The organism is Janthinobacterium sp. PC23-8 (genome assembly GCF_002250505.1).
Taxonomy (GTDB): domain Bacteria; phylum Pseudomonadota; class Gammaproteobacteria; order Burkholderiales; family Burkholderiaceae_D; genus Janthinobacterium.
This window is the reverse complement of the sequence record NZ_NJGY01000001.1, coordinates 2130923-2157828: the sequence shown is the minus strand read 5'-3', so window position 1 is coordinate 2157828 and position 26906 is coordinate 2130923. Positions and strand designations below refer to the sequence as shown.

Genomic DNA, 26906 nt, shown 5'->3' with positions numbered 1-26906 from the left:
GCGCCTGGCGACGCGCCGCCAAGCGGCTTGGAGTTTTAGGCATGAAATGTGGAGTTTTTCCGCTTCACCGCGTGCCCGGCCACGGCCACACTGAAGCCCTTATTCAACGCAAGGAGATATCCATGACCACCGAGCAAACCATTGCCCTCGTTACCGGTGCCAGTCGCGGCCTGGGCCGCAACGCCGCCCTGCACCTGGCCCGCCAGGGCGTCGATGTCATCATCACCTACCATGCCCAGCGCGCCGAAGCCGAGGCCGTCGCCGCCGAAATCACGCAGCTGGGCCGCCGCGCCGCCGTGCTGCAGCTCGACAGCGCGCAAGTGGCGTCCTTCGCGCCGTTCGCCGCCCAAGTGCGCACGGTGCTGGCAGGTTGGGGCCGCGAGCAGTTCGACTATCTGGTCAATAACGCCGGCATCGGCCTGATGGCGCCGTTTGCCGAGACCAGCGAGGCGATGTTCGACCAGCTGATGAATATCCATTTCAAGGGCGTGTTCTTCCTCACGCAAACCTTGCTGCCGTTGATCGCCGATGGCGGACGCATTCTCAATATATCGAGCGGCCTGACCCGCTTCAGCATGCCCGGCATGTCGGCCTATGCGGCCATGAAGGGCGCGGTGGAAGTGCTGAGCCGCTACCTGGCCAAGGAACTGGGCGCGCGCGGCATCGCCGTCAATACCCTGGCGCCCGGTGCGATTGCCACCGACTTCGGCGGCGGCGACGTGCGCGACAATCCGCACATCCAGCAGTACCTCGCTGCGCAAACCGCGCTGGGCCGCGTGGGCGAGCCCGACGATATCGGCCCGATGATCGCCGCGCTGCTGTCCGACAGCCACCGCTGGGTCAACGGCCAGAGGGTGGAAGTGTCGGGCGGCATCTACCTGTAAGGCGGGTGGCGTAGCGGCTCAGGACACATACAGCACATAGCGGTTCTTGCCGTTCTTCTTGGCCAGGTACAGCGATTCGTCCGCGCGCCGGTAGGTGTGCGACAAATCCGCTTCTTTGATCAGCTCGGCCATGCCGATGCTGATCGACAGCACCCTTTCCTGCCGGAAGGCCGCTTCCATGCTGCACAGCAGCTTTGCCGCAAACGCACAGGCGGCGTTTTGTTCGCCCTGGTAAATCACGGCAAACTCCTCGCCGCCCAGCCGGCCGCACAAATGCCCGGCGGACAATTGCGCGATCACCGCAGCCGTCTTTTGCAACACCTCGTCGCCCACCTCGTGCCCATCGGCATCGTTGATCTTCTTGAAGTCGTCGATATCAATCATCAGGAAAAACGCCGTGCCCTTTCCCCGCGCCTGCAGCGCGCGTGCGCATTGCGTAAACATGCGGCGGTTGTTCAGGCCCGTCAGGCCATCGGTGTACGCCATCACCGTCAGGTCGCGCCGTGCGCGGTAGTTATGGATGCGCAAGAACAGGAAATAAATATTGAGCGCCAGGCCGATCAGCGCGCTGACCACCACCGCCAGCGCCGGCCAATAATGGTCGGTTTGCTGCGCATGATCGGGAAACTGCCCCAGCCCCAGAGTGAGCCAGACGCACAGCGAAATGCCCAGGTAATACGCGATGCCGCTGAAAATGGGGGCGATGGTCAGCGTGATCATCACGCCCAGCGGCAAGACCCAGAACGCTGGGTCGTCCGTCGCCATGATCATCACGCGAAAACCGAAGGTGATGAACAACACGCTGGCCGCGCCGTGGACGACGATGGTGCGCAGCGAGCGCGACATCACCGTCAGCCCCAGCCCCGCCAGCATGCCCGCCAGCGCCAGTACCGCTTGTGCCTGGTCGAGCATCTGCCGATGCCGCATCAGCCCCACCGTGGCCAGCCAGCTGAGCACGCCAAAGACCAGGATGGAGATCGCAATAAAACGCAATTCCTTGAAAAAGCGCCGCTGCTGCTCCGCTTCGCCGAGAGAGAACAGATAATAAACGGCGGCAGACATGTCGCGCTGGTTAAACATGGCAGACATCCACACAGATTACAGGCCTTGCGGCAAAACGCACCCCGTCCACCAGGGGCAGCATGGCATGCGCATGATCAATTTGCATCTTGGAATGAGTGTACTGGTTTATAGGCGAAAATGGGGTGCCGAAGGAAGGAAATAGGGTGCGTTGTACGACGCGCGCCACAAGCTTGAGCCCGGCTGCTCAGGTGCTGCGATACGCTCAGGTATTCATCCATGCACAACGCAAGAATTGCTGTACCTCTTCTTCGCCAAGCTTGCCGCCTGACAGTTCGATGCTCGCGCGTGCATGCGCTGGAACGCGGCAGCGTCGTTTTCCTTGGCAGTGGTGATTATTTTTCTCTCGGTGTTAGCGTTCCCGCTGCGATAGATCAGATGCTTATAGCGTAGCCAAGCTAAATACGACACTCATTGGACTGCTGCCTTCGTGGCTTACGTAGCGTACCGGACCGTGATAAACGAAGGGCGCACCTTTGCCGTTGTGTAGCTTAGATTCACGCACAAACAGATGGATTGTGAGTCCTTTTTGCTCGTGCTCGATAATATCGCGTCCCTTTTTATTGGTCGGCGATGTGGAATTTTGGCTTTGCCAATGGAAGGTGCTGTCATCGATCCAATGATCGAGATAGCGATGATCTGCAGCTTTTCCTTGCTTATTGAGCGTTACCAGCAACACCATCGCATTCTTGCTAGCGACCGTCACATGCCCGACATTCCAATTGCCGATGCTATAGGTTTCGCCAAATAGTGGCGCAATATCCTCGCGCTTGAATGCCTGGCCGATGGCCAAATCGAGCGGACTGACAATGGCTTTGAAACGCGCCAAGGTGTGCATATCCTCGGTGGCATCCATATCTTGATAGTCTGGATTGGCGGCTCGCAGCACATAGCCGCCGTCAGGTGTCTTGACAATATGGCGCAGTAAATACTGGAAGCCATCGCCAGACTCATCTTGACGCTCGATCGCCATCACCGAGCCAGTAATCGAGCCCGCATTGGTGGGCGTAATATGTTCCAGCAGCAGGTAGTCGCCATCTTGAATCGGGTGTTTGCCACCGTTCATGGAATTGCCCGATGCGCGGGCGATAAAGTGCCGATGCGGATCGATATTTCCGTAGCTGCTAGGCAGGCTGCGGTACTCTTCCGCATCCACAGTCCCGGTCTTAAAGTGGCCGCAAGCGATTTTCAAATTCGGAAAATAGGGTAAGGGCGTCAGATTGTTCGCCTTTTCGCTACGAACAAACGGAATCACATTATTTGGTAACTCTGCTTGGATGCGACGGATTTCATAGGCGGCCAAGCGGTAGTCAATAATCTCTTGCACCATCAGTTCGAAGTTCGCCCGATGGCCGTCATGAAGCGTAAACACGGCTTCAAATCGCCCATCTTTCATCCGGAAATCACTATTTTTTCCAGTGCTGTTGCCGCCTATCCAAGCGTTGATGGGATTGCTAGACCAGTAGCGCAGCCATGCTTCGCTTTGACCATTGCCTGCGCGCAGTGGCTCTGGAAGATCTGCCAGCAGCGCGCGCCGGCGTTGCAGCACTTGCCATGAGCGCTCAGCCAGTGCTGCTGCTGTTGGTGGCGTATGCCAACCATCCATTTCCTGTAATGCCTCAAGCAATACCATCTTGAAGCTCTTGTTCATCGAGGTTATTTCCAATTCGCGCAAGAAGCTGCGATGCTTGGCCGCGATGACTTGCTCGTTTGCGTCGAGGTCATCCATTGCCTGGACGAGAGCGTACCAATCACCGTACTCCTTGCGCATCGCTGGCATGCTGGCGCCAGCCCGGTAAAACTCGGCCAAGGTCGGGCGCCGGCCTAAGCTATCGCGCAAGGCGATGTACTCGTTTTTCGTTCCTTCGCTGTCCAAGGACTTGAGAAACTCGATCAATTTCAAATCGTAGTTGACGAAGCATCCCTCGGGCAGATCAAGCTGGTTCGCCTCTGCCTTGCGTGCGAAATCCGCCAATTTTTTATAGCTGGCGTCGATCTCAAACAAGGCCTCGGGTTTATGCAGAAAGCTTTTGTGATTGCCGATAAAGTCCAAAATAACCAAGCGTTCCTTGCCTTCGCTTTTGCGCAAGCCTCGGCCCAATTGCTGGAGAAAGAGGATTTTGGACTCGGTAGGGCGCAGCATCATGACCGTATCGATGGCCGGCAAATCCACGCCTTCGTTAAACAGATCAACAGAGAAGATCACCGCGAGCCGTCCGTCACGCAGGCGCTCCAGCGCATCGGCACGGCTCAGCGGCGAACCGGCATACACCGCAGCACAAGCGATACCGGCTTTGGCAAACTGGGCTGCCATAAATTCGGCATGCGTGACCGAGACACAAAATGCCAGCGTGCGTTGCTGCTTATAGCGCTGCCACTCTGTCAGCGCATGCTTAGCACGAGCCAGCGTCGCCAATTTATTGCTCAATTGCTCAAGATCGAATCGGCCGCTGCGCCAAGGAAGTTCAGCGTAATCTACCGAACTATCGAAGATGCCGTAGTAGTGAAACGGCACCAGAAGCTTGGCTGTGATGCCATCGAAAAGACCACGCGTGAAGACAAGATTGTCATCGCAGAGTGACAAAATATCGGATTGATCTGAGCGATCCGGCGTCGCCGTCAAACCCAGCAAAAACTTCGGCGCAAAATAGGCAAGTAGGCGGCGGTAGGTCGGTGCCGCCGCATGATGAAATTCGTCAACGACGATATAGTCGAAATGCTCTGGCGAGTATCGCTCCAAATGGGCTTCTTTCCCCAACGTTTGGATCGAAGCGCATAAAATATCGGCCTCGCTGTCTCTGGTTTGGCCAGCGTAAAAGCCGACGCGTGCATCGGGCCGAATGCGTAGGAAAGTCTCGGCGGCTTGATTCAAAATCTCCTCCCGGTGAGCGACAAACAACACCCGTCGCGCTCCGAGTTGTTTGGCGTCGAAGGCGGCAAGCCATGTTTTTCCAAGGCCGGTTGCCAGCACAACTAAACCGCGTCGAAACCCTTCATCGCGTGTCGCTCGTAGCGCGAACAATGCCTCGATTTGGACGGTAGTTGGAACGGGGGGCGCATCTTGTTCCAGGCTGCCTGGCGCTACAGCCATCGGCAAGGGGATGCGGCGGGCATCATACTGGGCGATCCACTCATCCGTTAGGGGGGCGCAGCGAGGATGGGCGAACAACTCCTCAAATCTGGAGCGCGCTTCAAGATAGCCATTGTCACCCGGATAATTGATGCGATAGTTCCACTCAAGGCCATTCGTTAGCGCTTGCCGGCTGATATTGCTAGAGCCAATAAATGCCGTGCCGCTTAGAACGCTCTGGTCATTGAGTTGAGCGAACAGATAGGCTTTGAGGTGAAAACTGCTGCCAGCCGATTCGTATACTTTGACCTGCGCCCCTTGCGCCTGCAGCAGCATCAACAAGCGCAAAGCTTCGGTGTCGGTCACGTCTAAATAGTCGCTCGTCAGCACACGTACACGCGCCGGCTGGCGATTCGATTCCTTGTCACCTTTGAGTGCGCTTTGCAGGTCTGGCAGCAGCAAGCGCAGTCCCGTCGTCTTAACGAAAGCGACAGCTAAATCGACCTCGGACGCTTGGTTAATGGAACTGCTCAGGTGCGGCAAAAACGGATCGCTGCCGCCCGTAATCAGATGATTTTGCGGCGCGACTGCACGGCGTACCAGAGCGTTGAGCCATTGCTCATTGCGGCCCGGCCGCTGATCGATGGATTGCCAGCATTCGATCCGGTCAACATCAGGCAAGCCATCAAACCATGCGCGCAATTGCGGTTCTTCAACGTCCGTGAAATGACGGCCATCCTGAACCCGCTCGCTGGTGCCAAGCTTAAAACTCAGATAAAACGCACCGCCGGGTTTCAACGCATTCCATAGGCTGGCGAGTGCGGTCGGCAACTCTGCTTGCGGGACGTGCAGCAAACTAGCGCAAGCCCAAATGCCGTCGTAGCAGGCCTGCTCTTTGACATCGGTGAAAGTGCGCAATTGAACGTCAAGGCCCGTATGCTTCTTGGCTAACTGTACAAGCTCTTCTGACGCATCGAAGGCGGTAACACGATATCCTTTGTCGAGAAAAGCCTTGGCATCTCTTCCTGATCCACAGCCAGCGTCCAACACGCTTCCACCGGGGCTCACCGCAGACAAAAATCGATCATGTAATACAGACATATCGACATTGGCGGTATTGCTAAAAAAAGCGGTCGCGTTTTGATTGTAGTAGCTGAGGGTGGATGTCATCGTGCTATTCAATATGATCAAAAAAAAGGCGACACATCGTGTCGCCCCTCTATCAACAATACCGCTTAAACGTCGATATTGCCTGCACGCAACGCATTATTCTCAATAAACGCCCTACGTGGCTCCACATCATCGCCCATCAGGGTGGTAAAGATCTGGTCCGCCGCAATCGCGTCCTCGATCTGCACCTTCAGCAAACGGCGCACGGTCGGGTCCATGGTGGTTTCCCACAGCTGCTCCGGGTTCATTTCGCCCAGCCCTTTGTAGCGCTGTTTCGAAACTGTCCGTTCGGCTTCGTCGCGCAGCCATTGCATGGCCTGGTGGAAGTCGGTGACGGCGATTTCTTTCATGCGCTCGCCTTCGCCACGGCGGACAAAAGCGCCTGCGCCCATCAGACCTTCGAAGGTGGCGGCGCCCGTGCTCAGCACGGCGTAGTCGGGGCCTTGCACGAAGTCGGCGTCGATGGCGCTCACTTTCACGTTGCCGTGGTGCATGCGTTCGATGCGCAGCATGTGTTTTTCTGACAAATCATCCGAGCGCACCAGCACTTTGACGGCCGTGTCGTTGATCGCCGCTTGCAGGGCCAGGGCCGAGGTTTCGGCCAGCTCCAGGGTCGACAGGTCGAGCTGCACGCCGGTCATGATGGCGGTCAGGGCGGCGCGGTCGATCACGCGGGTCAAACGGGTCATGATGGTGTTCGACAGGTTGAACTTGCGCACCAGTTCGGCCAGGGTGTCGCCGGAGATGCCTTCGGCGCCTTCTTTCGGCACCAGCACGGCCGTGTTCAGGGCCACCGTCATCATGTAGGTGGCTTCTTCGGCGTCGTCTTTCAGGTAGCGCTCGTCGCGGCCCGACTTCACCTTGTACAGCGGCGGTTGCGCGATGTAGATATGGCCGCGTTCGACCAGTTGCGGCATCTGGCGGTAGAACAGCGTCAGCAGCAGGGTGCGGATGTGGGCGCCGTCGACGTCCGCATCGGTCATGATGATGATGCGGTGGTAGCGCAGCTTGTCGGCGTTGAATTCGTCCGGGCCGATCGAGGTGCCCAGCGTGGCGATCAGGGTGGTGATCTGCTCCGACGACAGCATTTTCTCGAAGCGCGCCTTTTCCACGTTCAATACTTTGCCGCGCAGCGGCAAAATCGCCTGGAACTTGCGGTCACGCCCCTGTTTTGCCGAGCCACCTGCCGAGTCACCCTCGACGATGTACAGTTCGCACAGGGCGGGGTCTTTTTCCTGGCAGTCGGCCAGCTTGGCCGACAGGCCCAGGCCGTCCATGATGCCTTTGCGGCGGGTCAGGTCGCGCGCCTTGCGGGCCGCTTCGCGCGCGCGCGCCGCTTCGACGATCTTGCCGCAGATGATCTTGGCGTCGTTCGGTTTTTCCTGCAGGTAGTCGGCCAGGGTCTTGGCGACGATCTCTTCGACCGGGCCGCGCACTTCAGAAGAGACCAGCTTGTCCTTGGTCTGCGACGAGAACTTCGGTTCCGGCACTTTCACCGACAGCACGCAGGTCAGGCCTTCGCGCATGTCGTCGCCGGTGATTTCCACTTTCGCCTTCTTGGCGAACTCGTGTTCATCGATGTATTTGTTGATCACGCGCGTCATCGCCGCGCGCAAGCCCGTCAGGTGGGTGCCGCCGTCGCGCTGCGGGATATTGTTGGTAAAGCACAGCACCTGCTCGTTGTAGGCGTCGTTCCACTGCATCGACACGTCGACCGTGATATTGGTGTGCTGGTCCGACATGCGTTCGCCGGTGGCCTGGAAAATGGTCGGGTGCAACACCGATTTGGCCTTGTTGATGTATTCGACGAAGCCGCGCGTGCCGCCTTCGAAGGCGAATATTTCTTCCTTGCCGGTGCGCTGGTCGGACAGGCGGATATTGACGCCATTGTTCAGGAACGACAGTTCGCGGATGCGCTTGGCCAGGATTTCGTAGTGGAATTCCACGTGCGTGAAAATCTCTTCGTCGGCCCAGAAATGCACGTCGGTGCCGCGCTTGTCGGTGTCGCCGATCACGGCGATAGGCGAGGTGGCCACGCCATCGACCGTTTCGATGATGCGGTTTTGCGGCACGCCACGCACGAATTCCATGTAATGGACTTTGCCGTTGCGGCGGATGGTCAGTTTCAGCAGTTTCGACAGGCCGTTGACGCACGATACGCCCACGCCGTGCAGGCCGCCCGAGACTTTATACGAGTTCTGGTCGAACTTGCCGCCGGCATGCAGTTCGGTCATGACGATTTCGGCGGCCGAGCGTTTCGGGTCGTGCTTGTCGTCCATTTTCAGGCCGGTCGGCACGCCGCGGCCGTTGTCGGTGATCGAGATCGAGTTGTCGCTGTGGATGGTGACGTGGATCTCGGTGCAATGGCCGGCCAGCGACTCATCGATGGAGTTGTCCAGCACTTCGAACACCAGATGGTGCAAGCCGGTGCCGTCCGAGGTGTCGCCAATATACATGCCCGGGCGTTTGCGTACGGCTTCCAGGCCTTCCAGGATCTGGATGGAGGAGGCGCCGTATTCTTCCGTTTTGGCCTGGATCGGGGTGTCTTGTGGATTCTCGGACATGGACTGCTTTCTCAAATAGCGATTGCTGATTGGGAGCGGACTTTTTGGGTCCGCCCCCAGTTTTTGCATTGGGTCTGGTGACGCCTGGATCCTTAGATCCGCATCGGCATGACAACGTACTTGAAGTCGGCGTTGTCAGGGATGGAGACCAGCGCGGACGAGTTAGAGTCGCCCAGCGCGATGTTGACGTGTTCGCACTTCAGGTTGTTGAGTACGTCGAGCAGGTAGGTGACGTTGAAGCCGATGTCGACCGAGTCGCCGCCGTAGTCGATTTCCAGTTCCTCGACCGCTTCTTCCTGGTCGGCATTGGTCGAGCTGATCTTCATGCTGCCCGGGGTGATAATGCAGCGCACGCCCTTGAACTTGTCGCTGGTCATGATGGCGGCGCGTTGCAGCGAGCGCAGCAGTTCATCGCGGCTGATCGTGAAGTCGTTTTTGTAGCCTTTTGGAATCACCCGCGTGTAGTCGGGGAACTTGCCTTCGACCAGCTTCGAGATCAGTTCGATGTCGGCAAAGGTCAGTTTCACCTGGTTGGCGGCGATGTCGAGCTGCACCGGCTCGTCGTTTTCTTCCAGCAGGCGCTGCAGTTCGATAATCGTCTTGCGCGGAATAATCACTTCCTGGCGCGCGAAGGTTTGCTCGGTGGCGACCTGGCAGAAGGCCAGGCGGTGGCCATCGGTGGCCACGGCAATCACATTATTGCCATCCAACACCAGCAGCAGGCCGTTCAGGTAGTAGCGGATGTCTTGCTGCGCCATCGAGAAATGCACCATGTTGAACAGGTGCTTCAGGGTTTTCTGGGGCAGGGTGACGGAGGCGTTATAGCTTTCCGCCTGTTGCACGGTCGGAAATTCTTCGGCCGCCAGGGTCTGCAGGGCGAAGCGCGACTTGCCGGTTTGCACCGTCAGGCGCTTGTTGAGCAGGGTCATGGTGACGTCGCCCGATTCGGGCAGCGCGCGCAGAATGTCGAGCAGCTTGCGCGCGGCCACAGTGGTGCCGGTAATATCAGCGCCAGAGCCGATCTGGGCGTGCGTGGTGATCTGCACTTCGGTGTCGGTCGACAGGAAGGAGACATTTTCGCCGTCTTTGCGGATGAGGATATTGGCCAGAATCGGCATAGTGTGCCGACGCTCGACAATACCGCTCACGATCTGCAGTGGCCGGAGAAGCGTATCTCGGGTGGTTTTGACCAATTGCATAGTTATCCTCAGGTTGGGTATGAAGTTGAAGGTAATTAAGTTGAAAGTAATTATGCACAATCATTGCAAGGGGAACCGGCAAGACTCGCTGATCGCTGTCGCGGGCGCCCTATCAGATCATAAGGCCAAAGCACGTTTTGAGCCAGCTTTGCCAAGATGCCGTGCTTACCCCTTCAATGTTTGCTCCAGCACATGCAACTCGTGGTTGCATTCCGGGTTTTTAGTGCGGTCCAGGGCGATCTTGCGCACCGCGTGCAGCACGGTCGTGTGGTCGCGCCCGCCAAACAGTTCGCCGATCTCCGGCAAGCTCTTCTGCGTCAATTCCTTGGCCAGGTACATGGCGATCTGGCGTGGCCGCGCGATATTGGCGGGGCGGCGCTTCGAATACATGTCGGCGACCTTGATATTGAAGAAGTCGGCCACGGTCTTCTGGATGTTTTCCACCGAGATCTGGCGATTCTGTACCGACAGCAAGTCCTTCAGGGCTTCCTTGACGATATCGATGGTGATATCTTTGCCGTGGAAACGCGAGTACGCCAGGATCTTGCGCAGCGCGCCTTCGAGTTCGCGCACGTTCGAGCGCAGGTGCTTGGCGACAAAAAACGCCACGTCATCCGAAAACGTCACGCCTTCCTGCTTGGCTTTTTTCAGCAGGATGGCCACGCGCATTTCCAGTTCCGGCGGTTCGATCGCCACCGTCAGGCCGGAATCGAAGCGCGAAATCAGGCGGTCGTCCATGCCGGTGATTTCCTTCGGATAGGTATCCGAGGTGATGATGATCTGTTTCTTGGCTGCGATCAGCGCTTCGAAGGCATAGAAGAATTCTTCCTGCGTCCGGCTCTTGCCGCCAAAGAACTGAATATCATCGATCAACAGCATGTCGAGCGAGTGATAGTAATGCTTGAAGTCGTCGAAACCCTTGCGCTGGTAAGCGGTCACTACGTCGCGCACATACTGTTCGGCGTGGATGTAGCGAATCTTCGCGCCCGGGTTGTCGGCCATCACCTGGTTGCCGATGGCGTGGATCAAGTGGGTCTTGCCGAGGCCCACGCCGCCATAGAAGAACAGCGGGTTATACGACACGCCCGGGTTGTTGGCCACCTGGATCGCGGCGGCGCGCGCCAGCTGGTTGGCCTTGCCGGTCACGAAGCTGTCGAAGGTCAGGTCGGTATTGATGCGGCTTTGCTCGCGCCGTGGCGCCGCGCCGATGCTCATTTCCGGCACGCTCGGCTGCGGCTCGGCCGGGCGGGCACTGGGCGCGCCGCCGTTCGGGTCGCTGGCCGGCGCGCTGGTGGCGGCAACCGGCTTTTTAGGCATGGCCAGGCGCGGGTCGAGCACGAACTGCACTTCGGTCGGCGCTTCGAAATACTGGATCGCGAGGGCGGTGATGCGGCTGGCGAACTGGGTCTTGACCCAATCGAGCTTGAATCGATTGGGCGCGGCGATGCGCAACTTGCCCTCTTCGTAGTCGAGAGGGATAAGCGGTTTTATCCACGCACTGAATTGTTGCGGTGTCAGCTCCAGTTCCAACTGCGCGGAACAGGCCTGCCAGAAATTGTCCATGAATCGTCTATGTGAAAAGGTGTGGGAGGGCGTATCGATCAGCCCTGCGTGCACCGTGTTGCAAGGCCGGCGTCGCGCGAGGGCTCGCCACACGTAACGCGCTATTCTACTCCCGACCGTCAAAGTTATCCACAGGCACGACTGTTATTTTTGCGACCGGGGGCTGGCCGGGCATGTGTACAAGTCGGCACTTATCCTCTGCCACGCAGCGGCAATGCGGCATTGCGGACACATGAGGACGGCTGCGAAAATTTCCACCCGATCACGGCAATCCTTGACAGCGGGGGGGGTTATGCTGAATAATTCAGGGTTCCCCGCCCGTATTCCGTGTTTATTCATTTGGAACGACAATATGGACTAAGCGTGGATTAAGCGGGCGATGAGATTGGCCAGCTTGTGCCTTGGCATAAGTGCGCGATTGTCATTGGCACCAAAAACTGACGGGACGTCAGACCCGATTTTGCATTTTTTTTGTTTTTAGCGAGACCAACATGAAACGTACTTACCAACCTTCCGTCGTTCGCCGCAAGCGTACGCACGGCTTCCGCGCTCGTATGGCTACCCGTGGTGGCCGTGATGTGCTCAACGCACGTCGCGCAAAAGGCCGCAAACGCCTGGCCGTCTAGGCTTGTCGTTGACAGCTGATCGCGTGGCTAGCTGTACTCCAGTCGGCAATCAACGCGAAGGTTCACACGACTTCGCGCGCGTTCGGCGTATCGTTAAAACGGATGAATTTTCATCCGTTTTTCGTTTGCGCCCTTCGCAAAAAACAGCGCATTTTGTGCTGTATACCCGACACAATCTCTTGCCGCACGCGCGGCTGGGCGTCGTTGTGGCCAAGCGTTTCGCGCCACGCGCGGCGACCCGCAACACGATCAAGCGCGTCACGCGCGAGCTGTTTCGCAACAGCGCGCTGCCGCCGGTCGACTGTGTGGTGCGCCTGTCGCGCCCAGTCAACAGCAAGGACGGCCCGGCCACCACGGCCAGGCTGAAAGCCGAGCTGCGCGATGAACTCGGCCGGCTGTTCGCGGCGCAAGTGGCCGCGCAAGCGCGCTCTGTTGCGTTTCCACCGTCCGCGCCATGAAAACCGTGCTGCTGTTCCTGTTGCGAGCTTATCAATTGCTGATCAGCCCCATGCTGGGACAGAATTGCCGCTTCTATCCAAGTTGTTCGCATTACGCGATGGAAGCGTTGCGCGTGCACGGCGCCGCCAAAGGCAGCCTGCTGGCGGCCAAACGCGTGTGCCGCTGCCACCCCTGGAATGATGGGGGCGTCGATCCGGTGCCACCGGCCGACGGCAAATCATCTTCAACGACCGCTTGCGGTTGCAACCACTCCTGACCAATACCCTAATGGATATCAATAAACGTACCATCCTGTGGATCGTGTTCTCCGTCTCGCTGGTAATTCTCTGGAACGAATGGATGATTTCGACGGGCCGCCCATCGATGTTCTCCGCCAATACCGCCCAGACCGCCACGGCGCCGACCACTCCCGCACCGACCGCCCTGCCGGCCGCCGGCGCGGCATCCTTGCCTGGCGTGAATGCCGATCCGGGCGCTTTCAAGAGCGAGCGCATCACCATCACCACCGATGTCATCAAGGTCGATATCAACACCTTGGGCGGCCAGGTCAAGCGTCTGGAATTGCTGAAATTTAAAGGCGCGGGCAATCCGGGCTGGTTTGGCGGTTGCTTCGGCCTGTTCAAGTGGTGCCAGCCTGACGAAGGCAAGCAAAACGAAGTGCTGTTCGACGAAGGCGTCAACCACACTTACCTGGCGCAAACCGGCCTGGTCGGCGGTCCTTTCCCGACGCACAACACCGGTTTCACGGTGCGCCCTGGCGTGCGTACGCTGGCCGACGGCAAGCAGATCGAGCTGGTAATGGAAGCGGTGCAAGGCGGCGTCAAGCTGACCAAGACGTTTACCTTCAAGCGCGGCGACTATGTGATCGATGTGCGCCATGACGTGGCCAACGTCGGCACGGCGGCGGTCACGCCTCAGCTGTACATGCAACTGGTTCACGACGGCAACAAGCCGGTCGGCGACTCGTTCTTCAACAGCAGCTACACCGGTCCGACCCTGTACACGCCGCAAGACAAGTACCAGAAGATGACGTTCGAGAAGATCGAAAAAGCCGCTGCCGAAGATGAAAAAACCGGCAAGGATACGGCCATGAAAAGCCTGCATCCGGTCAAGTCCGATGGCGGCTGGTTTGCCATCTCGCAGCATTTCTTTGTGTCGGCTTTCGTGCCGCCAGCGAATATCTCGCGCGACATTTTCACCAAGAAGCTGGCGGCCAACACCTACGCCATCGGCAATCTGGTGACCTTGCCGTCGCTGGCGCCTGGCGCCTCGGCCGCGATCGACGCCAGGCTGTACTCGGGTCCGCAGATCGCGCATCTGCTCGAACCGGTGTCGCCTGGCCTGGAACTGGTCAAGGATTATGGCTGGCTGACGATTATCGCCAAGCCGATCTTCTGGGTCATGGAACAGATCCACAGCGTGCTGGGCAACTGGGGCTGGACGATTATCGCCTTCACCATCCTGATCAAGCTGGCCTTCTTCCCGCTGTCGGCCGCCGGTTACCGCAGCATGGCCAAGATGAAACTGGTCACGCCGAAGATGCAGGCGATCCGCGAGCGCTACAAAGGCGATCCGCAGAAGATGAACCAGGCCACGATGGAGCTGTACAAGACCGAGAAGATCAACCCGCTGGGCGGCTGCCTGCCGATCCTGATCCAGATGCCGGTGTTTATCGCCTTGTACTGGGTGCTGAACGCGTCGGTGGAAATTCGCGGCGCGCCGTGGATCGGCTGGATCACCGACCTGGCCCAGCATGACCCATGGTGCATCCTGCCCGTGCTGTACGCGATCTCGATGTTCATCACGACCAAGCTGAACCCGGCGCCTGCCGATCCGATGCAAGCGAAGATGATGCTGTTCATGCCACTGGCGTTTTCGGTAATGTTCTTCTTCTTCCCGTCGGGCCTGGTACTGTACTGGGTCGTCAACAACGTCCTGTCGATCGGCCAGCAATGGGTGATCACCAAGAAATACGCGCCGTCCACTGTGTAAAACCGGCCAGCGCACCGAAAGCCCGCCTCGCGCGGGCTTTTTTTTGAAATCGGTCCCTGTGGGACCAGGCGTCCCCGTCCGATTTCAAAAAAAAGTGGGTTTGCCGGCATCCTGCGCAACTCCCCCTTCCTGTGCATCGGCTTGTCGCTGAAAATATCGCGGCTCCTGCCGTCTTCCCCGAATACACTACAATTACTCCATGAAACTCGACTCCTCCCCTATCGCCGCCATCGCCACCGCTCCCGGACGCGGCGGCATCGGCGTGGTGCGCGCCTCCGGCAAGAATCTGGCGCCGTTGATGGCCGCGCTGTTCGGCGACCAGGCGTTGAAACCGCGCCACGCCACCTATGTGCCGTTTACCGAAGCCGATGGCGCCATCATCGACCAGGGCATCGCCATCCATTTCAAGGGCCCGCATTCGTACACGGGCGAAGACGTGCTGGAGCTGCAGGGCCATGGCGGCCCCATCGTGCTGCAACTGTTGCTCGCGCGCGTGCTGGAAGCGGGCCGCGACAGCGGCTTGCGCCTGGCCGAGCCTGGCGAATTCACGCGCCGCGCCTTTTTGAACGACAAGCTCGACCTGGCGCAGGCCGAGGCGGTAGCCGACCTGATCGACGCCTCGACGGAGGCGGCCGCCAAGTCCGCTTCGCAATCGCTGTCGGGCGCGTTTTCCAACACCATCCATGCACTGGTGGAACAGGTGACGGGACTGCGCATGCTGGTCGAAGCGACCTTGGATTTCCCCGAGGAAGAAATCGACTTCCTGGAAAAATCGAATGCGCGCGGCCAGCTGAAAGCCGTGATCGAGGCCCTGAATAAAGTGTTTGCGCAGGCGGCGCAGGGCGCGCTGCTGCGCGAAGGCTTGAATGTGGTGCTGGCCGGCCAGCCCAACGTGGGCAAGTCGTCGCTGTTGAACGCGCTGGCCGGCGCCGACGTGGCGATTGTGACGCCCATCGCCGGCACCACGCGCGACAAGGTCAGCGAAACCATCCAGATCGAGGGCATTCCCCTCAATATCATCGACACGGCAGGCATCCGCAGCGCCGGCGACACGGTCGACGCCGTCGAGCGCATTGGCATCGAGCGCACTTGGGGCGAAATCGGCAAGGCCGACGTGATATTGCATTTGCTCGATGCCGATCACGGCCCGACCCTGGCCGACGAAACCATCGTCGCCGCCTTTCCCGAAGGCGTGCCGGTGGTGCGCGTGTGGAACAAGATTGATCTTTCAGGCCACCAGCCCGGCGTCGACATGCTGCCCGACGCGACCCATGTCTACCTGTCGGCGCACGAACATCTCGGCATCGACCTGCTGCGCGCGGAGCTGTTGCGTATCGCCGGCTGGCAGCAGACGGGCGAATCGCTGTACCTGGCGCGCGAACGCCATCTGATCGCGCTGAAGTCAGCCGGCAAGCATCTGAATGTTGCCGCCGAGCACGCGGCCCAGGACGACCAGTCGCTCGACCTGTTCGCCGAAGAGCTACGCCTGGCGCAGGTGCAGCTGTCGAGCATCACGGGGGAATTTTCGCCCGACGATTTGCTGGGGGTGATTTTCAGCCGGTTTTGTATCGGCAAATAGACTATAGTGTCACACGCTTGCTAATGAAGAAAAAAAAGTAGAGGTGCGCTATTCCTTTCTTCCTTACAACAACTGCGGCATAAGCGAACAACGATAATAGTTTTATAGCGGATATACGCAAATTTTTTTCGGAAATTCCATGATAAAAAAAATACATATAGACGGCTTTAAATCTGTTGTTGCCCAGTCCCTGGATTTGGGACGAATAAATTGCTTTATTGGCGCAAATGGGGTTGGCAAGAGCAATATATTGGAAGCGATTGGCGTACTGGGTGCTGCCGCGAGCGGCAAAGTTGATGATGAGTCTCTCTTGCGCAGAGGTGTTCGACCTGGCGTTCCAAGACTGTACAAAACATCTTTTGCATCGGTAACTGTGCCAGGACACATTGGACTTTCCGCTGAAAGTACTCGTAATGCCAGTTATAAGGTATCGCTATTGAACCCTCTGGAAAATCCGGATCCCGCCTGGTCATTCAAGACCGAGAGGCTGGTAGAGGGCGATATTGAGATTGTATCTGATGGCGTCAGAAATAAACGCAATTTAACGCCATCGGCGGGCCTCGCTGCATTGAAAGCTGTGGAAATTGAAAGGGATAGCGCAGCTGCTGATTTAATGGAGCGCTTGCAGAATTTTGCCATCTATTCTCCGAATACTCCTACTCTTCGGGCCATGATCAGCGATCCGCAATCGCGTAATCCATTGGGGCTGGCCGGAGGGCGGTTGGCGGAAGCGTTTGCCGATTTCCGAAAGCAGGTACTTGAAGACGACGATGATTTGATGGACAGTGTGTATGAGCTTGTCGATTGGGTGGCCGATATACAAACGACTTCCTCCGCTGGCTCCCTCCTGTCGCCTTCTGTGTCACGCACGCAGGTAGTGCTGAAGTTTACCGATCGGTTCATGCGCAAGAGCCGTAACAGTCTGACTGCCTATGATGCCAGTGAAGGTGCGCTGTATGTGCTGTTTTGCGCCATCTTGTGCATATCGCCTCACTCCCCGAAGATTTTTGCCATTGATAACCTGGACCAGGCCTTGAATCCGCGATTAGTTGGTCGCTTGACGGCGAAGTTGTCGGATTGGCTGGAGAAAGGTGGAAGTGGACGGCAATTGCTGTTCACCGCTCACAATCCAGCCGTCCTCGATGGTTTGGATCTGGATGATCCTGATACGCGGCTGTTCGCAGTGGAGCGTAATAGCGAAGGCCATACTGTGGTTCGACGTATCGAACTCAATCCTGAGCTGGCAAAGCTCCACGCGACTTACCCATTGTCTCGTTTATGGTTGATGGGGAATTTAGGGGCTATGCCAAATGTCTGAGCCGAGGATTGCTTTGGTGGCGGAAGGAGACACAGACTACGTTGTGATACAGGCAGCATTGAAAGCGATATTGCAACGGCCATTCTTGCTTGATCAGTTGCAGCCCGAGCCTAGCAGGCCCAAGCTTGGCACCGGATGGGGTGGCGTCTTCAAGTGGTGTCATGAATTTCGTCAGAGGGCAGCTCCAGGCATGGAAACCGACCCAACGTTAAGCGACTATGACCTGGTCATTGTCCATATTGATGCGGATGTCGCGGATAAAAGCTATGCCGACTGCGGTGATGCGGTGGTGCAAGCCGCTGTCAATTTGCATGCACTTCCTTGCTCGCTTGCGTGCCCGCCTCCCGCCGACACTGTCGGAAATATGGAAGCGGTGTTGTCAAGCTGGTTAGGTATTCCGGGGACTGGCGCAAAAAGCATTTTTTGTATTGCGTCGAAAGCTACTGAGGCGTGGCTTGCGGCGGCAATCCTTCCAAACGATCATGCTTTGTTGCAAGGTCTGGAATGCAATCTGAATCTTGAAGCGCAATTGGCGAGACTGCCCAAGCGCTTACGGGTCAGAAAAAGTGTCAGGGCATACAGAGACTTGGCTGATGTCGTGACCTTGCGGTGGGGCGCAGTGACGCAATTGTGTACTCAGGCCGATCTGTTTGATCAACGTATGCAGGTGATGAAGGCCGCTTGGCCATAATGGATATCTGATGCATGTGACATGGCCGAAAGCAGTGCTCGTTTTGCTGGGAGCGGTGAGTTGTCGGTCTTTGGCGGCAGACTGAATACTGACGCCTCAGCTTTGGCCAACATTGCACTCAGATAACCAATAGTCCTGGGCTGCCGGCGGCAGTTGCTTGAGCGCGCGAAGAAAGGTCACCATGTCAATATTGTTACGCAGTGCAGTTGCCACTGCCGCAATGGCGTCAGGCGTGGAAAAGTTATGCCTGCTGCGCACGCTGCGTACATCAGCCAGCATGGATTGAACCGTGCCAAATTCTTTCGTTGGCAAGGTCGGGTCCCAATTCTCGACGAAGATGGCTCTCGCCACAGGAGGCAGGGCATCGGCGAAGATCAGCGCCTGCTCCAGCGATAGCCTGCTGCGAAAAGCGTGGAACACGCCGACGACCATATTCCAGGTCATGTTTGTCGTCGCCAGGCCTGCATTGTCCCGGCTTTCTATCATGAACTGATCAAATTGCCTGGAGGCATTCTGATATTCAAAAGGAATCGGCATCAGGTCTCCGGCCAATGAAAGATGGATTAATCATACTTGGCAGCAACAGATACTGTCCAGACGGTAACGTGCCTGATTGAGAATTGTCATGGACTCCAGATTACGCTGAAGTAATCTTGCTTAGCGGCCATAAGGCGCCGCTGGCAAAGGAGGCATGCATGGACAGCAAACAGCCGCAAGGGCAGCCGGCGCCAGGCTTGATGGTCGCGCCCACGTCCTTGCCAGAGGGCTTGCGCCTGACCGCGAGCTTGCCGCCCAAGGGCGCTTGCTGGTATTGCGACAAGCCGCTCGATGCGGTGCGGCGCTTTTGCTGCAAGGGCTGTAGCGAGGCCTATGCGGAAGAGGCGCAATACCATCGCTAAATTGAACTTGTCGGCGCTTATCGGCGCTTCAGCAGCGCTTGCAGCGCACTGTCAAAATCGAATTCATGGGCGGCAGCCGCCACTTCCTGGTACACATGCACGCCCAGGCTGGCGGCGAGCAGGCTGGCCGAATTTTCCAGGATATCGATGGCCGCGCCGTCGCCTTCGCGCAAGTGGCTGGCCAGGCGCGCCAGCAGCAGCTGGATGGCGGGCGCGGCAGGGTCGGGCGCCATGTCCTGCGCGGCCGTATGGCGCTCTTCCGGCGTGCCCAGCATGGCGCTGATGGCGCCCAGCAATTGATCCTGCGCCAGTTCCAGTTGGGCGATCTGCTGCGCCAGGCCGGGGGCGTGGGCGCGCAGCGCCATTTCCAGCGTGGTGGACAAACCATGCACCCGGGCCGCGCCTATCATGCCGGCCGCGCCCTTCAAGGTGTGCACGCGCAGGCGCGCGCCGGCATAGTCGCCGCTGTCGAACTGGCTGCGGATCTGGCGCGGCGTGGTGCCGTGGTCGTGCAGGAAGCGGCGCAGGATTTTCAGGTACAGCGGGCGGTCGCCCATGATGCGGCCCAGTGCGCTGTCCACATCGAGCACGCACTGGTCTTGCGCCGCGGTGGCGGCCTGGGCATCGGTGGCGTCAGGTGTGCTCATGCTGTCGCCGCTAGCGGGTGGCAAACGACCAGCTGCGCGTGACGGCCGTGCCGTTCACGCGGCCGTTGAAGCTGACGTCATAGGTGGTATTGGCCGTCAGCGGCGCCAGCGGAATGATGGCGGCGGCGGACAAGGGCGTTTGCGCATCGGTGGCGCGCTGCATCAGCAGTACCGTCAGGTCGCTGGCGGCGCCGCGCTGGCGCACGGTAAAGCCTGTGACGGCCAGCACGTCGTTGATATTGGCGTGCACGCTGATCGGATAGCCGACGATATCCTGGTTCGGCACCGGATCGGGTTCCTCGTTGTTGCTGGAAAAGCTGGTCGCCACTTTGGCCTGGCCGTTGACGGGATAGGTGACGATTTGGCCGGCACCCAGGCCCGGGCCATAGCCATTGTTGGCGGCAAAGTCGGCGGTAAAGTAGGCATAGCCGCCGTTGCCCATGGCGGCGCCGGCGCCCGCTTCCTTGAAAATCGGTTCAAGGATGGCGAAGCGGTGATAGATGGCGGTGACCAGTTCTTCCGCCAGGTAAAAGCCGGAGTTGCTGGCCGCGCCAGCGATTACTTCGCCATAGGCATAGGAATTGGCGCGGTTCAGGATATAGCCCGCATTGACGAAGCGGTCGGCCAGCGTGGCGCCCGTAAAGCCGCTCTTGCCGGCGACCTGGTCATGCGACACCGTGCTGTTCGCCTTCAGGTAGTCGGAATGGCCTTGCGCCGCGGTGTCGATCAGGCTGTTGCGCCCCAGGCTGGCCAGGCCGGCCTGGCCGCGCCGGTAGTTGATCCAGTTGTAGCCATCGGTGGCCATATTGCCGGTCAGGGCGGGCGCGCCCGGCTCCTGTACCAGTTGCGGCCCCGGGGTGGCCGTCGAGGGCGTGGAGGTGCTGCTGCTGCTGCTGCTGCCGCCACCGCCGCAAGCGGCGAGCAGCGCCGCGAGCAACAGGGCGGGAATCCATGATGTGCGATGCTGAAACGAGGCGATCAAGCTGACTCCTGTAGGAAAGGCAACGGCTGCTCGGTTGACGATGGCGCCTGTGGACCGATTCTAAGGTATTTTTGCCCCCGGTAGCACACGCAATTTACTGCCGTGTGCACTTGGCCGCCGTTAGGGTGCACCGCCGGAGCAGGGTAGAATGGACGCCATGCTTGTTTGCCATGCCACTGTTTTTTCACCGATTTTTTTGATTGCCCATAATTTGAACACCTTGCCCAAGTCGCGTTTGCAGCGCGCCAAGTACGCCTTGCCCAGTCTGGTGACTTTGCTTTCGATAGCATGCGGCTTTGCCAGCATTGTCATTTCCGTCGATAACGCGGGTACCGGTGACCCGCAAGACTACCGGCTGGCGGCGGCGCTGCTGGTGCTGGCCGGGGTGTTCGATGCGCTCGATGGCTACGTGGCGCGCCTGACCAACACCGGCTCGGACTTCGGCATGCAGCTCGATTCGATCGCCGACGTGATGAATTTCGGTTGTGCCCCGGCCGTGCTGCTGTACTGCTATGGCTTCGTGCAGATGGGCGTGCATGATCCGCTGCTGCTGCGCTTTGGCGGCATGGCCAGTTTCTTTTTCGTTGCCTGCGGCGCCATGCGCCTGGCGCGCTTCAATGTGAATGTCGGCAAGACCGACCCCATGTATTTTGTCGGCATGCCGATCACCGCCGGCGCCGCCTGCGTGGCGGCCGTGGTGGTGGCCTGGCCGGCGCCCATCGACAGCCAGCTGCACAGCTATCTGCTGATGCTGCTGCTGGTCGGCGTGGGCAGCCTGATGGTGTCGACCCTGCGTTTTCCAAGCTCCAAGCAAAAGAAAAGCCTGGCCCTGCTGCTGGTGGTGGCCGTCGCCATCGGCATGCTGGTGTGGCTGAAGACCAGTTTCTTTGCCTTCTTCTTTGCCGCGTATATTGGCGCCACCCTGGCGCTGAACCTGGCCTGGCACCTGGGCTGGCGCGGTATTGCACTTCCGCAAGTATTTACGGACATTGACGAAATGGATTAGGCCACTTCGTGCCCTCTTGCCGCGCGCAGGATGGCAAACCAGTCGCTGCGGCTGAGCGTGAATTGCGTGCCTTCGACGGCCACGGCCACCGCTTCGATGCGGCCGGTGCCCGTCAGCGGCAGCGGCTTGCACGGCACTTGCATGATCCAGGCGAATACCACGCTGGCAAACGGGCGCTGCAGTTCGTCGGCGATCTCCTTGATGACATTGCGCAAATTCTCCACGTTCGCGTCGCCCCCGTGGAACAAGCGGCCGCCGGCCAGCGGCGACCAGGCCATCGGCGCCACGCCCAGGTCCTGCAAGCCATCGAAAGTTTCATCGAACATCGGCGCCGCATGCAGCGGCGAAAATTCCACCTGGTTGGTGGCCAGCGCAAAGCGCCGATTCAGGCACTCGAACTGGTGGCGGCTGAAATTGGATACGCCAAAATGCAGCACCTTGCCCGCCTGTTTCAGTGCGGCAAATGCGCCAGCGATCTCGTCGAACTCCATCAGCGGATCGGGGCGATGGATCAGCAGCAGGTCGAGGCGGTCGGTGCGCAACTGGCGCAGCGACTGTTCGACCGAGCTGGTGAGGTGCGCCGCGCTGGTGTCATAGTGCTGGATGGCATGGCCGGGACGGTGCGGCGACAGCAGCTTGATGCCGCATTTGCTGACCAGCTCCATCTTGTCGCGCAGGCCCGGCTGCAGTGCCAGCGCTTCGCCGAACAGCCCTTCGGCGCTGTAGTCGCCATAGATATCGGCATGGTCGAAACTGGTGACACCCAAGGCCATGCATTGCCCGATAAAGGCGAGGCGTTGCTGCGCCGTCATGTTCCATTCGCCGATGCGCCACATGCCGGCGACGATGCGCGACAGTTCCGGGCCGTGTGGCGCGAGGCGGCTGCGCGGTGCTTGCAGGCTGGCGGGGAAAACATGATTCATCGATAGGCTTTCTGATTTTTTCGAGATGGGCGGCGGCTTGGTCCGAATGATTATAGCCTTGCCGAAAGCAAAAAAAAGCCCGCATCGCTGCGGGCTTCATGTTGCCAGTTTTGCTGCTTATTTCAGCCACAAGCGCATCGAATCCCAGGCGCGGCCGAAGATCGAGGCTTCGGTGATGGGTTCGAGCGCCACCACTGGCAGTTCCAGCAGGGTCTTGCCGTCGACCACCATTTTCAGCTTGCCGACCGGGGCGTTCTGCGGCAGCGGTGCGACCAGCGGGTCCTTGCGTTCCAGCACAGGTTTCATTTTGGCGGCCATGCCTTTCGGTACGGTAACCAGCACGTCGTTGGCAAAGCCGATTTTCACGGTGCTCTTCGAGCCTTTCCACACTTCCGGCGTGGCTACGGCCTGGCCTTTCGAGTACAGCTTGACGGTGTCGAAGTTCTGGAAGCCCCAGTTCAGCAGCTTCTGGCTTTCTTGCGTGCGGGCCTGGTCGGAACTGGTGCCCAGCACCACGGAAATCAGGCGGCGCTCGCCGGAGGCGCTCGGGCGGCGTGCCGAGGCGATCATGCAGTAGCCGGCCGCTTCGGTGTGGCCGGTTTTCATGCCGTCAACGGTCGGGTCCAGCCACAGCAGGCGGTTGCGGTTAGGCTGGGTGATCTTGTTGTAGGTAAAGCTTTTCACGGAATCGATCTTGTAGAATTCCGGATAGTCGGCGATCACGCGCTTGGCCAGCACCGACAAGTCTTGCGCCGTCGAATAATTGTCTGGGCTGGGCAAGCCATGCGGATTGGCAAAACGGGTGTTTTTCATGCCCATGCGCTGCGCTTCGCGGTTCATCAGCACGACAAACGTGCCTTCGTCGCCGGCAACGGCTTCGGCCAGCGCGACGGCGGCGTCGTTACCCGATTGAATCATCAGACCATGCAGCAAGTCGTCGATCGACACCGGCGTGGCCGGGTCGATGAACATTTTCGAGCTGCTGGCGTCCACTTTCCAGGCGCGCACGGAGACGTTCACTTTCTGGTCCAGCGACAATTTCTTTTCGCGCAAGGCGGAAAATGTCAGGTAGGCCGTCATGATCTTGGTCAGCGATGCCGGTTCGATGCGCGCATCCGGATCTTGCGACGCGATGATCTGGCCACTGGTGGCGTCGAGCAAGAGCCAGGACTTGCCGGCGATGGTCGGCGCCGGAACGGTCTGCGCCATGGCGGCGGATAGGAAAAATACACTGGAGGCCAGTGCCGCTAGGAGTTTTTTCATGGAGGCTGGTCTGCGAAAAAAAGTGAAGGCTGAGGGCCATGCCGCTGTGACATGCATGGCCGCGTGGAAAAAACGGATCAATTATAGCCGCGGAAACGGCAGTAAGCCCACACTTCAAGCATCGTCGAGCGCGCTGGCGGCTTTGTCGCCCTGCCATAGCGCGATCACCAGTTGCTTGATGTGATTGAGCTTGCGGTGGAAAAAGTGGTCGGCGCCGGGGATCACGATCACGGGAACGTCCTGTGGCCGCGCCCAGTCGAATACGGCCGACAGGGGAATGGTGTCGTCGAGTTCGCCATGGATCAGGATGGTGTCGGCCGGAATGTCGGCCATCGCCCATTTGCCGGCCGCGCTGCCGATCAGCGCCAGGCGCTCGGCCGGCGTACCGGCGGCGCTCAAACGCTCATTCAATTTCGATTGCACGAAGGTGCCGAAGGAAAAGCCCGACAAGGCCACCGGCAAGCCTGGATACAGGCCGCGCATGTGTTCGTAGAGCAATTGCATGTCGTCGGTTTCGCCGGCGCCATGGTCGTGCACGCCTTCCGAGGCGCCGACGCCGCGAAAGTTGATGCGCGCCACCACGTAACCGAGGGCGACAAAGGCACGCGCCAGGGTTTGCGTGACCTTGTTGTCCATCGTGCCGCCGTACAGCGGGTGTGGATGGGCCACCAGGGCGATGCCACGCGGCGTGTCGGCAGGAAAGTCGAGCAGGCCTTCCATGCTGCCCGCATGGCCGGGCAGGGTAAATTTTTCGGAATGTCGGTTCATCAGGCTCATGTTGGTGCTTGTCGCTTAAATTGAGATTAAATCTTGAGGCGGTCGACCACCTTGCCGCCCACCAGATGCGTATCGATGATGTCATCGATATCGCTGTTGTCGACATAGGTGTACCAGGTGCCTTCCGGGTAGATCACCAGCACCGGCCCTTCTTCGCAGCGGTCCAGGCAGCCGGCCTGGTTGATGCGGATCTTGCCCGCGCCACTCAGGTTCAGGTCCTTGATGCGGCGTTTGCAGTGCTTTTGGGCCTTTTCGGCACCATGGTCGCCGCAGCTGTTGCGGCCGTCTTCACGTTTGTTCATGCAGAAAAAAACGTGGCGTTCAAAATAGGGGGCGTCGCTCATTGTGTGCTCCTGCGGTTGTGCTATGCGTCATGATACCGCTTATGGTGGGTCTTCGCGCCGATGGCGCTGCAGTTCTTCCTGCCGGTTCAGCTTGTGCGACGGCAGCCACAGGAACCACAGCGCCATGAACGGCCACAGCAGGGCGAGGAACTGGGCCGCGCCGTTGAAGTTGAGAAACTTGCCTTGCACCCAGCCTTGCAGGGTGGACATGAAGTAGGGATTGATCGGCGTGATATTGACGATTATCAGGCTCAGCAGCAAGGTGGCGACGGCGATGCGGCGCTGCGCCACGTGCGGCGCGAAGGCCAGGCCACCGAGCATGAGCAGGCCGATCAAAAAGCCGCCCTGGGCGCCCGGCGTGATCCACACAAAGGCGTTTTTCGGCGAGAACAGCAGCGCGCTGGCCATGGAGCGCACCACCAGCGCGGCGGCGATCAGTATCACCACCATCAGCACGCGCGGCGCGGAGCGGCGCATCAGGCACAGCAGCGACAGCACGGCGCCCGTCATGCCGCAGGCCGTGATGATGGTCTCGGACAGCCAGTATTGTTCCACCGTCAGCACCGCATCGGGCCGCAAAAAGGAGGCCAGGTCGATCTCCATGCCCATCAGCGCCGACAGCCAGTCCGACAAAATGGGCAGCAGCTGGCCCAGGCCGAACAGATAGCCTTGCGGATAGATTTGCGCCAGCGGCCACAGCGCAACGAGCACCAGGCCCTGGCTCGCATGCTGGACGAACCAGCGCTGGCGCACATGCATCAGGCGGCTGTGGTCGAGCAGCTTGCGCGCCGACAGGGCGCCAAAGATGGCCCCCAGGCAGCAGCCGGCGGAATTGGTATAAAAATCGAGGTTCGACGAGACGCGGCTGGGCAGATAGGTTTGCACCGCCTCCATGCTGCCGGAAATAAACATGCCGCACAAGGTGGCGATCAGCACGGCGAAAAAGCCGCTGATGCGCGGAAACAGCGAATACACGATCAGCGTGCCCAGCGGCATATAGCCGACGATATTGACGCCCACGTCAAAGCCCGTCCAGTAACGGGGCATCTTGGTGTTTTCAAGAAACAGCAACGGCGACAGACCATTGCTGTGCCAGCCAGTAAACGGAAACCAGCTGGCGTAGATGATCAGGAACACATACGCCAGCAGCGTCGCGCGCGAGACGGGCGAAGAGTGACGAGGCGCAGGCGCAGGCGGTGGTGGCTGTGGCGCCGGGCCGGCGTGATTTGCGTCTGCCGTCATTCTTTCGGTATGTTCAGCGTGCCCAGCCAGGCCAGCAGGTCGGCGGCGACGGCGTCCGAGGCCAGGGCCAGCGCCTGGGCGCCGCCTTGCGCATCGGCGCTGGCGGCCTGGCTGTTGCGGCTGAAGGTTTTCTGGTCCAGCAGCTGGTGGCCACGGAACAGCGAGGCGCGCACGGTGACCTGGCCGCTGCTTTTCTTCTCGGTATCGAAGTTTTGCGAGAAATCATCGACATCGATACGCAGCAGCGGTATGCCGGCCGCCGCGTCGGTGGTCGACAAGACCTTCACGCCGCCCTGGGCGATGCGGGTTTTCAGGCGCTGGCTCAGCAGTTGCAGCGGCGGCGTGTTCCAGCGGTTGTAGGCGTAGGGCCGCGATTGCTGGGCGTCGGCGTACAGCAGGCGGTAATACATGCGCTGGGAATCGAGCCAGGACGGGCCGTTGACGTCGGCGATTACCAGCACCGGCAGCGGTGCGGCAGTCGTTTGCGCCACTGGCGCCGCTGGTGGGCCGAAATCATAAAAGGTCGGCAGCGGGCTGCGGCTGGCGCAGCCGCCCAGCAGCAGCGCCGCCGCCAGGGTCACTACGCCGGCGCTGGTGCGCCAGGGACGGGGAAAATGCATCGTGGATC

Annotated in this window: 24 protein-coding genes; 10 read left to right on the top strand and 14 right to left on the bottom strand. The window is 59.3% G+C overall.

Annotated features, from left to right (window positions below; all coding sequences use genetic code 11):
- Nucleotides 1–122: 122 nt before the first annotated feature.
- Nucleotides 123–884 (top strand): SDR family NAD(P)-dependent oxidoreductase, encoded by a 762-nt coding sequence (locus CD932_RS09285; RefSeq protein WP_094442387.1) that lies wholly within the window; start codon nucleotides 123–125, stop codon nucleotides 882–884.
- 18 nt (nucleotides 885–902) lie between these two features.
- On the opposite strand, the gene CD932_RS09280 is transcribed toward CD932_RS09285, so the two are convergent.
- From CD932_RS09280 to dnaA, 5 genes are all read right to left on the bottom strand, one after another.
- Nucleotides 903–1946, bottom strand: a complete 1044-nt coding sequence (locus CD932_RS09280) for a diguanylate cyclase (RefSeq protein ID WP_176460919.1) — start codon at nucleotides 1944–1946, stop codon at nucleotides 903–905.
- Between the two features lie 400 nt (nucleotides 1947–2346).
- A complete protein-coding gene (locus CD932_RS09275) occupies nucleotides 2347–6204 on the bottom strand; it encodes a DUF3427 domain-containing protein (protein WP_094442385.1) in 3858 nt (1285 codons plus the stop codon).
- Nucleotides 6205–6269: 65 nt separating this feature from the next.
- On the bottom strand, nucleotides 6270–8768 hold the full coding sequence (gene gyrB / locus CD932_RS09270) for a DNA topoisomerase (ATP-hydrolyzing) subunit B (RefSeq protein WP_094442384.1): 2499 nt from the start codon (nucleotides 8766–8768) through the stop codon (nucleotides 6270–6272).
- 92 nt (nucleotides 8769–8860) lie between these two features.
- The gene (gene dnaN / locus CD932_RS09265) at nucleotides 8861–9967 is read right to left on the bottom strand and encodes a DNA polymerase III subunit beta (protein ID WP_094442383.1); all 1107 of its coding nucleotides are present in this window, start codon (nucleotides 9965–9967) and stop codon (nucleotides 8861–8863) included.
- A 165-nt stretch (nucleotides 9968–10132) separates the two neighbouring features.
- Entirely contained in the window at nucleotides 10133–11530 is a 1398-nt protein-coding gene (gene dnaA, locus CD932_RS09260) for a chromosomal replication initiator protein DnaA (protein WP_094442382.1), read from the bottom strand.
- Between the two features lie 491 nt (nucleotides 11531–12021).
- Here dnaA and rpmH point away from each other — a divergent pair, with 491 nt between their 5' ends.
- The 7 genes from rpmH (at nucleotide 12022) to CD932_RS09225 (ending at nucleotide 18195) form a co-directional block, all read left to right on the top strand.
- Nucleotides 12022–12156, top strand: a complete 135-nt coding sequence (gene rpmH, locus CD932_RS09255) for a 50S ribosomal protein L34 (protein ID WP_010401996.1) — start codon at nucleotides 12022–12024, stop codon at nucleotides 12154–12156.
- Between the two features lie 23 nt (nucleotides 12157–12179).
- Entirely contained in the window at nucleotides 12180–12614 is a 435-nt protein-coding gene (rnpA, locus tag CD932_RS09250) for a ribonuclease P protein component (RefSeq protein WP_094442381.1), read from the top strand.
- Nucleotides 12611–12871, top strand: a complete 261-nt coding sequence (yidD, locus tag CD932_RS09245; RefSeq protein WP_094442380.1) for a membrane protein insertion efficiency factor YidD — start codon at nucleotides 12611–12613, stop codon at nucleotides 12869–12871. The genes rnpA and yidD overlap by 4 nt, the downstream gene beginning before the upstream one ends.
- 11 nt (nucleotides 12872–12882) lie before the next feature.
- On the top strand, nucleotides 12883–14607 hold the full coding sequence (gene yidC, locus CD932_RS09240; RefSeq protein ID WP_094442379.1) for a membrane protein insertase YidC: 1725 nt from the start codon (nucleotides 12883–12885) through the stop codon (nucleotides 14605–14607).
- A gap of 199 nt (nucleotides 14608–14806) precedes the next feature.
- Nucleotides 14807–16186: a tRNA uridine-5-carboxymethylaminomethyl(34) synthesis GTPase MnmE gene (mnmE, locus tag CD932_RS09235; protein WP_094442378.1), complete on the top strand. Its 1380-nt coding sequence runs from the start codon at nucleotides 14807–14809 to the stop codon at nucleotides 16184–16186.
- 139 nt (nucleotides 16187–16325) lie between these two features.
- Nucleotides 16326–17504, top strand: a complete 1179-nt coding sequence (locus tag CD932_RS09230; protein ID WP_094442377.1) for an AAA family ATPase — start codon at nucleotides 16326–16328, stop codon at nucleotides 17502–17504.
- A gap of 190 nt (nucleotides 17505–17694) precedes the next feature.
- On the top strand, nucleotides 17695–18195 hold the full coding sequence (locus CD932_RS09225) for a hypothetical protein (RefSeq protein ID WP_217907247.1): 501 nt from the start codon (nucleotides 17695–17697) through the stop codon (nucleotides 18193–18195).
- A gap of 96 nt (nucleotides 18196–18291) precedes the next feature.
- Here CD932_RS09225 and CD932_RS09220 read toward each other — a convergent pair whose 3' ends face one another.
- Entirely contained in the window at nucleotides 18292–18732 is a 441-nt protein-coding gene (locus CD932_RS09220) for a DUF2267 domain-containing protein (RefSeq protein WP_094442375.1), read from the bottom strand.
- A 158-nt stretch (nucleotides 18733–18890) separates the two neighbouring features.
- Between CD932_RS09220 and CD932_RS09215 the strand changes: the two genes are divergently transcribed.
- Nucleotides 18891–19094: a hypothetical protein gene (locus tag CD932_RS09215; RefSeq protein ID WP_094442374.1), complete on the top strand. Its 204-nt coding sequence runs from the start codon at nucleotides 18891–18893 to the stop codon at nucleotides 19092–19094.
- A gap of 17 nt (nucleotides 19095–19111) precedes the next feature.
- Here the strand turns inward: CD932_RS09215 and CD932_RS09210 are convergent, their stop codons facing one another.
- A complete protein-coding gene (locus CD932_RS09210) occupies nucleotides 19112–19741 on the bottom strand; it encodes an Hpt domain-containing protein (RefSeq protein ID WP_094442373.1) in 630 nt (209 codons plus the stop codon).
- Between the two features lie 10 nt (nucleotides 19742–19751).
- On the bottom strand, nucleotides 19752–20723 hold the full coding sequence (locus tag CD932_RS09205) for a CAP domain-containing protein (RefSeq protein WP_254926536.1): 972 nt from the start codon (nucleotides 20721–20723) through the stop codon (nucleotides 19752–19754).
- Nucleotides 20724–20943: 220 nt separating this feature from the next.
- On the opposite strand from CD932_RS09205, the gene pssA reads away from it, so the two are divergent.
- Nucleotides 20944–21729: a CDP-diacylglycerol--serine O-phosphatidyltransferase gene (gene pssA, locus CD932_RS09200; protein ID WP_094443555.1), complete on the top strand. Its 786-nt coding sequence runs from the start codon at nucleotides 20944–20946 to the stop codon at nucleotides 21727–21729.
- On the opposite strand, the gene CD932_RS09195 is transcribed toward pssA, so the two are convergent.
- The 6 genes from CD932_RS09195 to CD932_RS09170 all read right to left on the bottom strand — a co-directional run bounded on the left by CD932_RS09195 (nucleotide 21726) and on the right by CD932_RS09170 (nucleotide 26898).
- Nucleotides 21726–22652, bottom strand: a complete 927-nt coding sequence (locus CD932_RS09195; RefSeq protein ID WP_094442372.1) for an aldo/keto reductase family oxidoreductase — start codon at nucleotides 22650–22652, stop codon at nucleotides 21726–21728. The genes pssA and CD932_RS09195 overlap by 4 nt on opposite strands.
- A gap of 117 nt (nucleotides 22653–22769) precedes the next feature.
- Nucleotides 22770–23915, bottom strand: coding sequence for a D-alanyl-D-alanine carboxypeptidase family protein (locus CD932_RS09190; RefSeq protein ID WP_094442371.1), 1146 nt, complete (start codon nucleotides 23913–23915; stop codon nucleotides 22770–22772).
- A 114-nt stretch (nucleotides 23916–24029) separates the two neighbouring features.
- Nucleotides 24030–24683, bottom strand: coding sequence for an alpha/beta hydrolase (locus tag CD932_RS09185; protein ID WP_094442370.1), 654 nt, complete (start codon nucleotides 24681–24683; stop codon nucleotides 24030–24032).
- Between the two features lie 35 nt (nucleotides 24684–24718).
- On the bottom strand, nucleotides 24719–25036 hold the full coding sequence (locus CD932_RS09180; protein WP_094442369.1) for a ferredoxin: 318 nt from the start codon (nucleotides 25034–25036) through the stop codon (nucleotides 24719–24721).
- Between the two features lie 39 nt (nucleotides 25037–25075).
- Nucleotides 25076–26278, bottom strand: a complete 1203-nt coding sequence (locus CD932_RS09175) for a VanZ family protein (protein ID WP_094442368.1) — start codon at nucleotides 26276–26278, stop codon at nucleotides 25076–25078.
- Complete coding sequence (locus CD932_RS09170; protein WP_094442367.1) at nucleotides 26275–26898, bottom strand: ABC-type transport auxiliary lipoprotein family protein; 624 nt, start codon at nucleotides 26896–26898, stop codon at nucleotides 26275–26277. The genes CD932_RS09175 and CD932_RS09170 overlap by 4 nt, the downstream gene beginning before the upstream one ends.
- Nucleotides 26899–26906 lie beyond the last annotated feature (8 nt).

Coding starts and splice junctions, on each gene's coding strand:
- yidC (WP_094442379.1), top strand. CDS start 12,883: ATGGATATCAATAAACGTACCATCCTGTGGATCGTGTTCTCCGTCTCG.
- CD932_RS09275 (WP_094442385.1), bottom strand. CDS start 6,204: ATGACATCCACCCTCAGCTACTACAATCAAAACGCGACCGCTTTTTTT.
- CD932_RS09285 (WP_094442387.1), top strand. CDS start 123: ATGACCACCGAGCAAACCATTGCCCTCGTTACCGGTGCCAGTCGCGGC.
- gyrB (WP_094442384.1), bottom strand. CDS start 8,768: ATGTCCGAGAATCCACAAGACACCCCGATCCAGGCCAAAACGGAAGAA.
- CD932_RS09175 (WP_094442368.1), bottom strand. CDS start 26,278: ATGACGGCAGACGCAAATCACGCCGGCCCGGCGCCACAGCCACCACCG.
- dnaA (WP_094442382.1), bottom strand. CDS start 11,530: ATGGACAATTTCTGGCAGGCCTGTTCCGCGCAGTTGGAACTGGAGCTG.
- CD932_RS09185 (WP_094442370.1), bottom strand. CDS start 24,683: ATGAACCGACATTCCGAAAAATTTACCCTGCCCGGCCATGCGGGCAGC.
- CD932_RS09230 (WP_094442377.1), top strand. CDS start 16,326: ATGATAAAAAAAATACATATAGACGGCTTTAAATCTGTTGTTGCCCAG.
- mnmE (WP_094442378.1), top strand. CDS start 14,807: ATGAAACTCGACTCCTCCCCTATCGCCGCCATCGCCACCGCTCCCGGA.
- CD932_RS09280 (WP_176460919.1), bottom strand. CDS start 1,946: ATGTCTGCCGCCGTTTATTATCTGTTCTCTCTCGGCGAAGCGGAGCAG.
- CD932_RS09215 (WP_094442374.1), top strand. CDS start 18,891: ATGGACAGCAAACAGCCGCAAGGGCAGCCGGCGCCAGGCTTGATGGTC.
- CD932_RS09190 (WP_094442371.1), bottom strand. CDS start 23,915: ATGAAAAAACTCCTAGCGGCACTGGCCTCCAGTGTATTTTTCCTATCC.
- CD932_RS09220 (WP_094442375.1), bottom strand. CDS start 18,732: ATGCCGATTCCTTTTGAATATCAGAATGCCTCCAGGCAATTTGATCAG.
- yidD (WP_094442380.1), top strand. CDS start 12,611: ATGAAAACCGTGCTGCTGTTCCTGTTGCGAGCTTATCAATTGCTGATC.
- CD932_RS09170 (WP_094442367.1), bottom strand. CDS start 26,898: ATGCATTTTCCCCGTCCCTGGCGCACCAGCGCCGGCGTAGTGACCCTG.
- CD932_RS09195 (WP_094442372.1), bottom strand. CDS start 22,652: ATGAATCATGTTTTCCCCGCCAGCCTGCAAGCACCGCGCAGCCGCCTC.
- CD932_RS09180 (WP_094442369.1), bottom strand. CDS start 25,036: ATGAGCGACGCCCCCTATTTTGAACGCCACGTTTTTTTCTGCATGAAC.
- dnaN (WP_094442383.1), bottom strand. CDS start 9,967: ATGCAATTGGTCAAAACCACCCGAGATACGCTTCTCCGGCCACTGCAG.
- CD932_RS09210 (WP_094442373.1), bottom strand. CDS start 19,741: ATGAGCACACCTGACGCCACCGATGCCCAGGCCGCCACCGCGGCGCAA.
- rpmH (WP_010401996.1), top strand. CDS start 12,022: ATGAAACGTACTTACCAACCTTCCGTCGTTCGCCGCAAGCGTACGCAC.
- CD932_RS09225 (WP_217907247.1), top strand. CDS start 17,695: ATGGAAACCGACCCAACGTTAAGCGACTATGACCTGGTCATTGTCCAT.